Raw genomic sequence first — 12,279 nt, forward strand, 5'->3', positions numbered from 1 at the left:
GACATTACTCACCCGTCCGCCACTCGTCACCCAAGGAGCAAGCTCCTCTGTGCTACCGTTCGACTTGCATGTGTTAGGCCTGCCGCCAGCGTTCAATCTGAGCCATGATCAAACTCTTCAATTTAAAAGTTTGATGCTCAATGAATTAAACTTCGTAATGAATTACGTGTTCACTCGTTGAGACTTGGTATTCATTTTTCGTCTTGCGACGTTAAGAATCCGCATCTTCGAGTGCCCACACAGATTGTCTGATAAATTGTTAAAGAGCAGTTGCGACGCGCTTTAGCGCTCTGTCGCGAGGTGGCGTATATTACGCTTTCCTCTTTCAGAGTCAACCCTCATTTTCAGGTTTTTCTCTTCAACCGAACCGGCTGTTTGTGTGAAGTGATTCACATCCGCCGTGTCGATGGAGGCGCATTATAGGGAGTTTCCTGCGACCCGCAACCCTTAAATGACAGAAAAATGACTGACTGCTGCATTCCACAGCGAAACCCCGCTTTATACCCATTTACACACAGAGTTATCCACAAACCACACGATCGTTTCTACGATCCACTCGTTATATCAGCCTCCTTCAACAGAAAAAGAAGAGGTCAAAATCGAAATTTAAAAATTCGCGAGCGTTGCGCAAACGTTTTCGTTACAATGCCCCCGCAAAACAAGGATGCCCCGTAAGGGGCGTTAGCTGAGTTTTTAGCCAAGAATTCACCTAACGCTCTCTGTAATAGTCAAATCCAGGGGATTTACCATGCAACAACGTCGTCCAGTCCGCCGCGCTCTGCTCAGTGTTTCTGACAAGGCCGGTATCATCGAATTCGCTCAGGCACTTTCCGCACGTGGTGTGGAGCTGCTGTCTACAGGTGGCACTGCGCGCCTGTTAGCGGAGAAAGGTCTGCCAGTGACCGAAGTTTCCGATTACACCGGCTTCCCGGAAATGATGGATGGACGCGTGAAGACCCTGCATCCGAAAGTCCACGGCGGCATTCTTGGTCGTCGCGGTCAGGATGACGGAATTATGGAACAGCACGGTATCGCCCCTATCGATATGGTGGTTGTAAACCTGTATCCATTCGCCGAGACCGTCGCCCGCGAAGGCTGCTCGCTGGAAGATGCGGTAGAGAACATTGATATCGGCGGCCCGACCATGGTGCGTTCCGCTGCCAAGAACCATAAAGACGTAGCGATCGTTGTGAAGAGCAGCGACTACGACGCCATTATTAAAGAGATGGATGCCAACGAAGGCTCCCTGACTCTGGAAACCCGCTTTGACCTCGCGATTAAAGCCTTCGAACACACCGCCGCCTACGACAGCATGATTGCCAACTACTTCGGCAGCATGGTTCCGGCTTACCACGGTGAGAGCAAAGAGGCCGCCGGTCGTTTCCCACGTACGCTGAACCTGAACTTCATTAAGAAGCAGGATATGCGCTACGGCGAGAACAGCCACCAGCAGGCTGCCTTCTATATAGAAGAGAATGTTAAAGAAGCATCCGTTGCCACCGCGCAGCAGGTACAGGGCAAAGCACTTTCCTACAACAACATCGCCGATACCGACGCGGCGCTGGAGTGCGTGAAAGAGTTCAGCGAGCCAGCCTGTGTGATCGTTAAGCACGCTAACCCGTGCGGCGTGGCGGTAAGTACCTCTATTCTCGACGCTTACGACCGCGCCTATAAAACCGACCCGACCTCCGCGTTCGGCGGCATCATCGCTTTCAACCGCGAACTGGATGCCGAAACCGCGCAGGCAATTATCTCCCGTCAGTTCGTGGAAGTGATCATCGCCCCGTCCGCAACCGAAGACGCACTGAAAATCACCGCCGCCAAACAGAACGTTCGCGTTCTGACCTGCGGTCAGTGGGCACAACGTGTACCGGGCCTGGACTTCAAACGCGTTAACGGCGGTTTGCTGGTTCAGGACAGGGATCTGGGGATGGTGAGCGAAGGCGAACTGCGCGTGGTGTCCAAACGTCAGCCGACCGAGCAAGAGCTGCGCGATGCGCTGTTCTGCTGGAAAGTCGCCAAGTTCGTGAAATCCAACGCCATTGTTTATGCCAAAGAGAACATGACTATCGGCATAGGCGCAGGCCAGATGAGCCGCGTGTACTCCGCAAAAATCGCCGGGATTAAAGCGGCTGACGAAGGTCTGGAAGTGAAAGGCTCTGCAATGGCCTCTGACGCCTTCTTCCCGTTCCGCGATGGTATTGATGCTGCCGCCGCCGTTGGCGTGAGCTGCGTTATCCAGCCAGGTGGTTCTATCCGTGATGATGAAGTCATTGCCGCTGCCGATGAACACGGTATCGCGATGATCTTTACCGACATGCGCCACTTCCGCCATTAATCCACGGAGCAGACGATGAAAGTATTAGTGATTGGCAACGGCGGGCGCGAGCACGCCCTGGCCTGGAAAGCCGCACAGTCCCCGCTGGTTGATACCGTTTTTGTCGCACCGGGTAACGCCGGTACCGCACTGGAGCCCGCGTTGCAGAACGTGGCTATCGGCGTCACCGATATTCCAGCTCTACTGAGCTTTGCCCAGAACGAGAAAATTGACCTGACCATCGTCGGCCCGGAAGCGCCGCTGGTGATTGGCGTGGTCGATGCGTTCCGCGCCGCTGGCCTGAAGATCTTCGGGCCAACCGAAGGCGCTGCACAGCTGGAAGGCTCCAAAGCCTTCACCAAAGATTTCCTCGCCCGTCACCAGATCCCGACGGCGGAATATCAGAACTTCACTGAGATTGAGCCAGCGTTGGCCTATCTGCGTGAGAAAGGCGCGCCGATCGTCATCAAAGCTGACGGCCTGGCCGCCGGTAAAGGCGTTATCGTGGCGATGACGCTGGAGGAAGCAGAAGCCGCCGTTCATGACATGCTGGCAGGTAACGCTTTTGGCGATGCGGGCCACCGTATCGTTATCGAAGAGTTCCTCGACGGCGAAGAAGCGAGCTTTATCGTAATGGTCGACGGCGAGCATGTGCTGCCGATGGCCACCAGCCAGGACCACAAACGCGTAGGCAACGGCGACACTGGCCCGAACACCGGCGGTATGGGTGCTTACTCACCAGCGCCGGTGGTAACTGATGAAGTGCATCAGCGCACCATGGAACGCATTATTTGGCCAACCGTAAAAGGTATGGCGGCGGAAGGGAATACCTACACCGGTTTCCTGTACGCGGGTCTGATGATCGACAAACAGGGCAATCCGAAGGTTATCGAGTTCAACTGCCGCTTCGGCGATCCGGAAACCCAGCCGATCATGCTACGCATGAAATCGGACCTGGTGGAGCTTTGCCTGGCCGCTTGCGACGGCAAGCTGGATGAGAAAACCTCCGAGTGGGACGAACGCGCCTCGCTGGGTGTCGTCATTGCTGCCGGAGGTTATCCAGGTAACTACAACACCGGAGATGAAATCCACGGTCTGCCGCTGGAAGAAGTAGAAGACGGAAAAGTGTTCCATGCAGGCACTAAACTCGCCGAAGACGATCGCGTGCTGACCAGCGGCGGTCGCGTGCTGTGCGCCACCGCCCTGGGTCATACCGTGGCTGAAGCGCAGAAACGCGCTTACGCCCTGATGACCGACATCCGCTGGGATGGCAGCTTCAGCCGTAACGACATCGGCTGGCGCGCCATTGAACGCGAGCAACGCTAACGCGAAATTTTCGCCAGCAGCGTTTTACGCGTAATGCCTAACTGACGGGCGGCTTCCGTTTTATTGCCGCCCGTTTTTTCCAGCGCCGCCAGAATCACCTCTTTTTCGACATCCACCAGCGGTTGGATCTCGCCACTGAATTCCGTTTTTATCGGCGTCGCGGCAATCGCCATCGGCAGCTCGCGTTCGGAAATATATTCCCCCGTCAGCAGCACCACCGAGCGCTCAATCGCATTTTCCAGCTCACGAATATTGCCCGGCCAGTCGTAGTGGATCAGCAGATCCATCGCCTGCGGAGTAAAGCCTTTCACCGCTTTACGGTTACGCGCGGCAAAACGCTGGAGAAAATGTTCGGCTAACAGCGGAATATCTTCCCGGCGCTGGCACAGCGCTGGCATTTCAATGGTGACGACGTTCAGGCGATAGTAGAGATCCTGACGAAAGCGCCCGGCACTGACTTCCTCTGCTAGATCGCGATGCGTAGCGGCGATCAGCCGGACATCAACCGCAATAGTCTGGTTGCTGCCAACCCGCTGCACTTCGCGCTCCTGGATAGCCCGCAGCAGACGCACCTGCATCAGCGGTGAGATATCGCCAATTTCATCAAGAAATAACGTGCCGCCATCGGCTTCGACAAAACGCCCTTCCCGCCGTTTATCCGCCCCGGTAAACGCCCCTTTCTCGTGACCAAAAAGTTCGGACTCCAGCAGCGATTCATTAAGCGCCGCGCAGTTGAGCGTCACCAGCGGTTTATCGCGACGGGCGCTGCTGGCATGTAGCGCCCGGGCCACCAGCTCTTTCCCCGTGCCGGAGTCTCCGTGAATAAGCACCGTGGCATCCGAGGGCGCTACCATCGCGATTTCATTGAGCAACTTCTGCATCGCCGGACTACTGCCAATCATGCCAAACTGCGCAGCCGACGCCGATGGCAGTTCAGCGCCCGTTTCCCGCGTATGCGCCAGCGCCTTTTCCAGCGTCTCCTGCAGACGGTCAAAATCCAGCGGCTTGATTAAGTAGTCCAGCGCCCCGGTTTTAAGCGCCTCAACGGCGGTCTCCACACTGGAAAACGCCGTCATGATCAAGACCGGAATCGCCGGATTCAGCGCTTTAATCTCTTTCAGCGTTGCGATGCCGTCCATCTCCGCCATGCGTACATCACACAGCACTAAATCAAATACGCGTTCGCGCACCTGTTCCAGCGCCGCTCGCCCGCTATAGGCCAGCGCGACCTCATAACCCCAGCCGCGCAGCAGCGCCTGTAAAATGGTGCAGTGGCTGATATCGTCATCTACCACCAGAATATTGATTTTTCCGCGCGTCATCCTTGTTAATCCTGTTGTTTCGCTTTGGTCGGTAGCCAAAGGGTAAAGGTCGCGCCTTTGCCCTCAACGCTTGCCACCTGAATGGTGCCACCGTGCTGTTCGATAATGTTCTGCACTACCGCCAGCCCGAGGCCGGTTCCGTCAGCTTTGGTCGTAAAGTAAGGCGTAAAAATGGCCTCCAGCTGTTCCGCCGCAATCCCCTTCCCACTATCGGTAACCACAATTTTAACGCGTTCGCCGCTGCTTTCATTCGCTTCAACCGTGATCGTGCCCTGACGACCAATCGCATGAATGGCGTTCAGATACAGATTCAACAAAACCTGAGTCAGTCGGTCAGGATCGGCCTGGATAGCGGGCAGCGTAGAATTAGCCGAAAAGCGGAGCTGGATTTCCCGGCTTGCCGCATCCTGACTCACCAGGTGTAATGAGTGGGTGATAACCTCATTAAGATTCACCTGTTGCAGTGTCAGATGCGCAGGTTTCACCAGCTCCAGCAACTCGCTCACCACCCGATTTAAACGATCCGCCTCTTTCGCCATCACCTGTGCCAACTCGTGCGACTCGCCTCCTGCCGGGGTTCGCTCGGCAAAATACTTCGCTAACCCTTTGATCGATGAAAGCGGGTTACGAATTTCATGTGCCACCCCAGCCGCAAGATGACCGAGCGCTAATAGTTTTTCTTTACGCTTCATCGCATCCTGGAGTTCTTTGTACGAGCGCTGATAGCGCTGATACCAGAAGAACGTCAGCACGGTGGCCAGCAACACAGCCGCCAGCGCAGAGAGGACTATCAGTGTGTTACGCCACTCCCTTGCCTGAGTCGCTGTCAGATCGCTGGCATCAAAGGCGATAAATATGGTTTGTGCTGGGGAGATAAGCTGCCCGTCATTGCTGGCACAGCGCGCCATGCCATGGCGTCCTGGACCATACATCGGCTGAAACTGGCGATAAATTTCCAGTGCTGGCGTTTTTTCACCATCCCTCGCTGGAATTTCAATATTCCGCCAGCTTTCTTGCTCCCCAGGACTAAGCTGTCGCAGGACATCCGATGAATAGAGCGTTTTGCCGACCATCGCGGAATTGCTGTGGGTAATAATGACACCATGCTCATCGACGACAGCAAACCATAGCACGCCAGGCTGTACAGCCATTTCCTCCAGTAGCGTCTGCTGTTGTGCATGATGCATGCGCATCCCCATACCTACGCGCGTACCAGACTCCAGAGCGCGAATGAGCACACTGCCTTTTTCCAGTAGCGTTTGCCGCGCGGCACCACTTTCTCGCCCATAGTCCCGAATGGTCATAATCGAAAACCAGCCGACCAAAACCAGGATTGCCGCCAGCAAGAGTCGGCTCAACCACTTTGCCACCGTATCCTTATAAAGACGCATACGCTCTCCCTTCACCCCGCTTGTTCCTTTCATCGTTGCAGGTATACAGCAGAAATCATGCCATTTTTTCCCCCTGATAACCCTGCCCTCAGACACAAACAGCTGAAAGTAACGGGTAAAAATGACTCGCTGGCGCGTTCTGGCGAGTCATTTTTACTCGTTTCCCTGCAAAGACGGCGGGTACAACACCCGCAGGACTGGGATTGCCGCTTTGGCACGGAAGATGCAAAAGGGAATGTAAGCTAACCAACAGGAGAACGAACGATGAAACGGAACAACAAACTGGCACTGATTGCACTTTCTCTTATCGCACTTGGCTCCACCCCGGTACTGGCACAGAATCACTGGGGATATGGTGATGGAATGCAGCAACGGGGCGGTACGCCAATGACCGCTGAGCAGCAGGCTGCCGCACAGAAAATCTATGATGATTATTATTCCCAGACCAGCGCGTTGCGCCAACAGCTGACATCCAAACGTTATGAGTACAATGCACTATTAACGGCCAGCTCGCCGGACACGGCAAAAATTAACGCCGTTGCAAAAGAGATGGAAGCGTTGAATCAGTCTCTGGACGAGCAGCGCGTTAAACGTGATGTCGCAATGGCGCAGGCTGGCGTGCCACGTGGCGCGGGAATGGGCTACGGCGGATGCGGCGGTGGCGGTAACCATCGCGGCGGCGGCCATATGGGAATGGGCCACTGGTAAAAGACTTAATGCCTGATGACGCTATACGGATCAGGCCTGCTGATTTCCTGTATTCAGGTTTTCAGAAAGTTTTGGCTGTAGGCTGCCAGTGACAAAAATCTTCATTGGCGACCAGCAGTAGCTGCGACCCTTCGGGCGCTTCCAGCCATGCCACACTCACCTCTACGGATGAATGTCTCTGGCGGCGCTCGATATGGTTTATCGCCCACGACTCCAGGTCTGGCTTCAGCGTTTCACCTTCACAGGTTGTGACCGTGTTATCCGCATGCCAACGTCCCTGACGCAATATCACCCGCCCCTGACGCAGCGCATCGCTGGTCTGGCGAATTTGATCGGCTCGATAGCGGTAAAGCGCGATTTGATCGCTGGAAAGCTGCTGCTTTTGCCCGTCGACTTCACGCTGCATGAAGCTCAGTTCGCCCCGGTCATCGAAGCGTATACGGACATGTTCAGCCGGTTTACTGTAAACGTTGAGTTCTATCAGAGAGAGCGAATCACCCTGCCAGCGGTATTCACTGGTAGTGGTTTCGCCTTTACGCCACGGACTAAATACCGAGAGCAAGTGAACATCGTCACCGGAGTCTTTACGCCAAATGCGTACCGCCCCCTGATCGCCAACATAGCCGCTGGCCGTGAAAGGAGGAAGCTCAGAATGGCTACCGCAGGCAGACAGTAACAGAACACCTGAAAGCCAAAGCGTATGACGCCAGATGGACAAAAGGGGCGAAACCGCCCCTTCGTTAAAACTGTTCACTGCCACGCGAATTACTTAACCGCGTCTTTCAGTGCTTTACCAGAAACAAATGCCGGTACGTTAGCTGCGGCGATTTTGATTTCTTTACCGGTCTGCGGGTTGCGGCCAGTGCGCTCAGCACGGTGGTTCACTTTGAAGGTACCGAAACCAACCAGTTGTACAGCATCGCCTTCTTTCAGAGACTCAGTAATAGCAGCCAGAGTGGATTCCAGAGCAGCTTTAGCCTGTGTTTTAGACAGTTCTGCTTTGTCTGCAATTACATCAATCAGTTGAGTCTTGTTCATAAGTTATCCTTACAATGTGTTTATCGCTTGCTAAGCATCGAGTGCGACGGAAATGCCAGAAAAGCACTCTCCTGCATACACGCACCGATAGCCACTTTTTTTCGCCCCCCAAATGTAGACCAGACCGGGGGCGGATGGGAAGCCTTCAGGCACGACAAATCAGGCGTTAAATCACGTTTTGTGGTGTCATTGCTGAAAATTTATACCAATATTGCTCTCGCCAGCCTCGCGCAGGTCTGCACGCAGCCCTTTTATCAGCTCAATATCGCGTTCTTCACAGTCGGCTAAAAGTCGGAAAATTTCCCACTGAATATCCCATTCTTGCTCAACGGCAGGGTTTTCTTTGAGCTCTTCATCGGTCATTTCACGACCAGCCTGAGTCATTTCCAGCATCGCAACCGTCGTAATCGAAGCCTTACTCACTTCGATTGCATGCTCCAGCGTTTCACCGCTAAGACGCGAATGCATCAGTTCGCTTAATGCCACACAAGCATCAATCGCCGGATAAACACCGTACAGATCGTAATCGTCTGCAGAAGGAATGGCCTCTTCAAATTTTTCCAGCTGGCTGTCGAAATTGATTTTCGCGTCTTTAACCGTCAGCGCTTCCCAAATCAGATCCAGAATTCGGCGGTAAATCTGTCCATCGCCAAATTCAGTTTGCTTGCAGAACATGGCGTAGTTTGGGTACATGCGTTCGCACAGACAGGCCATAAACGTGACGTGCTGCCAGCTTTCCAGCTTCTCCAGACGCAGGTGAATCGGATTTTGTAACATGATGAGTTCTCAAATACGGAAATTAGCCGCAGTTTACCCGATATGGGGCGTTTTTGCTGCAAGCCGAGTAAAAGCCGGGCGTTCGGATGCCACTGCATCTGCCCAGCGTGTGGGTTCCGGCAAACGATAGCCGTTCATACAGCGTTGAACCCACGCCAGTGCGCTGTCCATACTCACGCGGTGGCCCGTGGAAATAAACAACGGGTTACAGCGCGCTTTGCTGCGCCAGACCCATGCCAGTTGTTCGCCTTTATCCAGCAACGGCGCTAGCGCACCAGGTTCAGCAGCGAGCGATTCAAACTTGCCGCACAACCGTTTTTTCGCCACGCCAATCGTCGGGACATCCACCAGCAGACCAAAATGGCTGGCCACGCCCAGACGACGCGGGTGAGAAATGCCATGACCATCAACGAACAGCAGATCTGGCTTGTGCGAGAGCAGTTGCCAGGCGGCCATCAGCGCGGGAGTTTCACGAAAGGAGAGAAAACCGGGAATGTAGGGCATGGTGGTGGCGATACGCGCCACCTTGTATTCGACCAGTTCAAGCGTGGGATACTTCAGTAAGACCATCGCGGCTCGCGTCACTTCGCCACCCTGCTCAAACCCAACGTCCGCCCCGCCGATCAGATCCGGCGGATCGTTCTTCAGACGATCCTCGCGGATCACTGAAGAAGCCAGTTCAAGCTGCTGCGCGCGTAATGACGCGAGATCCATGATAACTCCTTAGCGGTGGTACTGTTCGGACAACCGATGTACCGCCTCCACAAAGACACCCGCATGTTCTGGCGGGACGTCCTGATGAATGCCGTGGCCCAGGTTAAAGACATGCCCTTCACCCTGACCGAATCCGGCCAGAATTGTCGCCACCTCTTCTTCGATGCGGGCTGGCGGCGCATACAGCATGGACGGATCCATATTGCCCTGGAGCGCCACTTTATGACCTACACGACGACGCGCATCGGCAATGTCAGTGGTCCAGTCGAGACCTAACGCATCACAGCCGGTTTCCGCCATCGCTTCCAGCCACTGACCACCGCCTTTGGTAAACAGCGTCACCGGTACGCGACGACCTTCGTTCTCGCGCAGCAGGCCATCAACGATTTTGTGCATGTAGTACAAAGAGAACTGCTGATAGTCGCGACTGGTCAGCACGCCACCCCAGGTGTCGAAAATCATCACCGACTGCGCACCCGCTTTGATCTGCGCGTTCAGGTACAGCGTGACGCTCTTCGCCAGCTTATCAAGCAGCAGATGCAGCGCTTTAGGGTCGGCGTACATCATCTTTTTAATCACGGTGAAGGCTTTGCTGCTGCCGCCTTCAACCATGTAGGTCGCCAGCGTCCACGGACTACCGGAGAAGCCGATCAGCGGCACTTCGCCTTTCAGTTCACGGCGGATAGTACGCACCGCGTTCATCACGTACCCCAACCCATCTTCCGGATCCGGGATCGGCAGTTTGTCGACGTCAGCCTTGCTGGTAATCGGAGAGGTAAAGCGTGGACCTTCTCCTGCTTCAAAATACAGCCCGAGTCCCATCGCATCCGGGATCGTCAGGATATCCGAGAAGAGGATCGCGGCATCAAGTTTATAGCGACGCAGCGGCTGCAACGTGACTTCGCAGGCCAGCTCGGCATTTTTGCACAGCGCCATAAAATCGCCCGCTTCGGCACGGGTAGCTTTGTATTCCGGTAGATAGCGGCCTGCCTGGCGCATCATCCATACCGGAGTGACATCAACGGGCTGGCGCAGCAGCGCACGCAGATAACGATCGTTCTTCAGTTCGGTCATTTTTGCAGTTCCTTATTGCGTCAGTCCATCAGTGTATCACCACTCGCTCTTTACTCGTACTCAGCCCGACACATTGCCACAGTGTCTTCAATCAATCGACGCGCGACAGTACCCGGCGGGGGTAAGAGCGGTAAGTCGTCATAGCGATACCAGTTCGCTTCCAGCAGCTCTTTCGGGTCGATGACGATTTCGCCGCTATCATACTCCGCCATAAATGCGGTCATCAAAGACTGCGGGAATGGCCAGGGCTGAGAAGTGACATAGCGCAGATTTTTCACCTTAATCCCGCTTTCTTCCATAACTTCACGCGCCACCGCCTGTTCTAAGGTCTCGCCCACTTCGACAAAACCTGCCAGTACGGTATGCACGCCGTTACGATGGCGAACATGTTGGGCAAGCAGGATGGAATCATCTCGGCGAATAGCGACGATTATGCACGGGGCAATTTGCGGGTAATAACGTTCACGGCAGTGGCTACAGAGCATCGCCCACTCCGTTTTACTCGGGTGCATGGGATGGCCGCAGTAGCCGCAGAATTTATGCGAGCGATAGAACTCCGCCAGCTGTACGCCGCGTCCGGCCAGTTGAAACAGGCCAACGTCCTGGTCAATGACCTGGCGCACCGACCCCATATCGTGTCGACGCTGCTGCTGCACCAGCCAGACAGTCTCCCCTTCCCACTCGCCTATTGGCAGCGCGCGCTGACCAATCAGATCAAAACGGGCTGCGTCGCCATAAGGTAGCTCGCCATGAGGTAACCATAACTTTTGCTCATGACTGACGATCCACCAGCCGCTATCTAATTTTTCAATTATACGATCCATATCTCTTGCGCAACCTTTGCTTCACAGGCATGTTGTTTACATTATTTTTACATTTACGGGTGAGCAGTTCCTAAACACCATCTTGCGGAGTCAATCATGCTAAACCAGCTGGAAAGCCTGACGGAGCACGTCGGAGGAAGTAATAAACTGGTTGATCGCTGGCTACATGTACGTAAGCACCTGCTCGTGGCTTACTACAATCTGGTTGGCATTAAGCCTGGCAAAGAATCGTACATGCGACTCAATGAAAAAGCGCTGGATGATTTTTGTCAGAGCCTGGTCGATTACCTCTCCACCGGACACTTCAGTATTTATGAACGTATTCTCCATAAATTGGAAGGGAACGGGCAGCTTTTAAAAGCCACAAAAATTTGGCCGCTGCTGGAAGCCAATACGCAGCTGATCATGGACTACTATGACTCCAGCCTGGAAACGGCGATTGATCATGATAACTTCCTTGAATTTCAACAGGTTTTATCGGATCTCGGCGAGGCACTGGAAGCCCGATTCGTGCTGGAAGATAAGCTGATCATGCTGGTATTTGACGCAATGCACGAGAGTAGCACTCTCAAACGTCATGCTTGAGATTTACGGCATTAACGCGTAGTTTACATTCATTACCTCTTTACTGAGGTTACTTCTTGTCGGAGTGCTTATTTTCCACAGCAGCATGAGTGGAAAAGGCTGAGACCGTTAATTCGGGATCCGCGGAACCTGATCAGGTTAAAACCTGCGAAGGGAACAAGAGTCAATCTACAATAGCATCGCCCCCGGGCGAGCTTCTCTCT

13 protein-coding genes, 1 rRNA gene and 1 riboswitch are annotated in these 12,279 nt (G+C 54.2%); of the genes, 5 read left to right on the top strand and 9 right to left on the bottom strand.

Going from position 1 to position 12,279, the window contains the following annotated elements:
* A 16S ribosomal RNA gene (locus BZK40_RS22975) occupies positions 1-124 on the bottom strand; the annotation flags it as partial.
* Between the two features lie 624 nt (positions 125-748).
* On the opposite strand from BZK40_RS22975, the gene purH reads away from it, so the two are divergent.
* Positions 749-2,338: a bifunctional phosphoribosylaminoimidazolecarboxamide formyltransferase/IMP cyclohydrolase gene (purH, locus tag BZK40_RS22985; protein ID WP_008787105.1), complete on the top strand. Its 1,590-nt coding sequence runs from the start codon at positions 749-751 to the stop codon at positions 2,336-2,338.
* A gap of 15 nt (positions 2,339-2,353) precedes the next feature.
* On the top strand, positions 2,354-3,643 hold the full coding sequence (gene purD / locus BZK40_RS22990) for a phosphoribosylamine--glycine ligase (RefSeq protein WP_048227505.1): 1,290 nt from the start codon (positions 2,354-2,356) through the stop codon (positions 3,641-3,643).
* Here the strand turns inward: purD and zraR are convergent.
* Both zraR and zraS read right to left on the bottom strand, forming a co-directional pair.
* Entirely contained in the window at positions 3,640-4,965 is a 1,326-nt protein-coding gene (gene zraR / locus BZK40_RS22995) for a sigma-54-dependent response regulator transcription factor ZraR (RefSeq protein WP_079935363.1), read from the bottom strand. The genes purD and zraR overlap by 4 nt on opposite strands.
* 5 nt (positions 4,966-4,970) lie before the next feature.
* Positions 4,971-6,356 carry a two-component system sensor histidine kinase ZraS gene (gene zraS, locus BZK40_RS23000; protein ID WP_079935364.1) on the bottom strand — a complete coding sequence of 462 codons (1,386 nt, stop codon included), beginning with the start codon at positions 6,354-6,356 and terminating at the stop codon, positions 4,971-4,973.
* Positions 6,357-6,413: 57 nt separating this feature from the next.
* Here zraS and BZK40_RS23005 point away from each other — a divergent pair, with 57 nt between their 5' ends.
* Entirely contained in the window at positions 6,414-6,602 is a 189-nt protein-coding gene (locus BZK40_RS23005; protein ID WP_079935365.1) for a hypothetical protein, read from the top strand.
* A gap of 18 nt (positions 6,603-6,620) precedes the next feature.
* Positions 6,621-7,064 carry a zinc resistance sensor/chaperone ZraP gene (zraP, locus tag BZK40_RS23010; protein WP_032945657.1) on the top strand — a complete coding sequence of 148 codons (444 nt, stop codon included), beginning with the start codon at positions 6,621-6,623 and terminating at the stop codon, positions 7,062-7,064.
* Between the two features lie 61 nt (positions 7,065-7,125).
* Here the strand turns inward: zraP and BZK40_RS23015 are convergent, their stop codons facing one another.
* From BZK40_RS23015 to nudC, 6 genes are all read right to left on the bottom strand, one after another.
* Entirely contained in the window at positions 7,126-7,818 is a 693-nt protein-coding gene (locus BZK40_RS23015; protein WP_032945667.1) for a DUF1481 domain-containing protein, read from the bottom strand.
* Positions 7,819-7,829: 11 nt separating this feature from the next.
* Positions 7,830-8,102 (bottom strand): nucleoid-associated protein HU-alpha, encoded by a 273-nt coding sequence (gene hupA, locus BZK40_RS23020; protein WP_001044509.1) that lies wholly within the window; start codon positions 8,100-8,102, stop codon positions 7,830-7,832.
* A gap of 186 nt (positions 8,103-8,288) precedes the next feature.
* Positions 8,289-8,879: a YjaG family protein gene (locus BZK40_RS23025; RefSeq protein ID WP_003842015.1), complete on the bottom strand. Its 591-nt coding sequence runs from the start codon at positions 8,877-8,879 to the stop codon at positions 8,289-8,291.
* Between the two features lie 33 nt (positions 8,880-8,912).
* Positions 8,913-9,593 carry a deoxyribonuclease V gene (gene nfi, locus BZK40_RS23030; protein WP_048237131.1) on the bottom strand — a complete coding sequence of 227 codons (681 nt, stop codon included), beginning with the start codon at positions 9,591-9,593 and terminating at the stop codon, positions 8,913-8,915.
* 9 nt (positions 9,594-9,602) lie between these two features.
* Positions 9,603-10,667: a uroporphyrinogen decarboxylase gene (gene hemE, locus BZK40_RS23035; RefSeq protein ID WP_048237130.1), complete on the bottom strand. Its 1,065-nt coding sequence runs from the start codon at positions 10,665-10,667 to the stop codon at positions 9,603-9,605.
* 50 nt (positions 10,668-10,717) lie between these two features.
* Entirely contained in the window at positions 10,718-11,491 is a 774-nt protein-coding gene (nudC, locus tag BZK40_RS23040; protein ID WP_003033074.1) for an NAD(+) diphosphatase, read from the bottom strand.
* Positions 11,492-11,587: 96 nt separating this feature from the next.
* On the opposite strand from nudC, the gene BZK40_RS23045 reads away from it, so the two are divergent.
* Positions 11,588-12,076 (top strand): Rsd/AlgQ family anti-sigma factor, encoded by a 489-nt coding sequence (locus BZK40_RS23045; protein ID WP_003826892.1) that lies wholly within the window; start codon positions 11,588-11,590, stop codon positions 12,074-12,076.
* 50 nt (positions 12,077-12,126) lie between these two features.
* A riboswitch (TPP riboswitch) is annotated at positions 12,127-12,249 on the top strand.
* Positions 12,250-12,279 lie beyond the last annotated feature (30 nt).

This window comes from Citrobacter portucalensis, assembly GCF_002042885.1.
GTDB classification, from domain to species: domain Bacteria; phylum Pseudomonadota; class Gammaproteobacteria; order Enterobacterales; family Enterobacteriaceae; genus Citrobacter; species Citrobacter portucalensis.

Excerpts from the sequence above, each read along its gene's own strand:
- BZK40_RS23005 (WP_079935365.1), top strand. The coding sequence starts at position 6,414 with ATGCCATTTTTTCCCCCTGATAACCCTGCCCTCAGACACAAACAGCTG.
- hemE (WP_048237130.1), bottom strand. The coding sequence starts at position 10,667 with ATGACCGAACTGAAGAACGATCGTTATCTGCGTGCGCTGCTGCGCCAG.
- zraS (WP_079935364.1), bottom strand. The coding sequence starts at position 6,356 with ATGCGTCTTTATAAGGATACGGTGGCAAAGTGGTTGAGCCGACTCTTG.
- nudC (WP_003033074.1), bottom strand. The coding sequence starts at position 11,491 with ATGGATCGTATAATTGAAAAATTAGATAGCGGCTGGTGGATCGTCAGT.
- nfi (WP_048237131.1), bottom strand. The coding sequence starts at position 9,593 with ATGGATCTCGCGTCATTACGCGCGCAGCAGCTTGAACTGGCTTCTTCA.
- hupA (WP_001044509.1), bottom strand. The coding sequence starts at position 8,102 with ATGAACAAGACTCAACTGATTGATGTAATTGCAGACAAAGCAGAACTG.
- zraR (WP_079935363.1), bottom strand. The coding sequence starts at position 4,965 with ATGACGCGCGGAAAAATCAATATTCTGGTGGTAGATGACGATATCAGC.
- purD (WP_048227505.1), top strand. The coding sequence starts at position 2,354 with ATGAAAGTATTAGTGATTGGCAACGGCGGGCGCGAGCACGCCCTGGCC.
- BZK40_RS23025 (WP_003842015.1), bottom strand. The coding sequence starts at position 8,879 with ATGTTACAAAATCCGATTCACCTGCGTCTGGAGAAGCTGGAAAGCTGG.
- purH (WP_008787105.1), top strand. The coding sequence starts at position 749 with ATGCAACAACGTCGTCCAGTCCGCCGCGCTCTGCTCAGTGTTTCTGAC.
- zraP (WP_032945657.1), top strand. The coding sequence starts at position 6,621 with ATGAAACGGAACAACAAACTGGCACTGATTGCACTTTCTCTTATCGCA.
- BZK40_RS23045 (WP_003826892.1), top strand. The coding sequence starts at position 11,588 with ATGCTAAACCAGCTGGAAAGCCTGACGGAGCACGTCGGAGGAAGTAAT.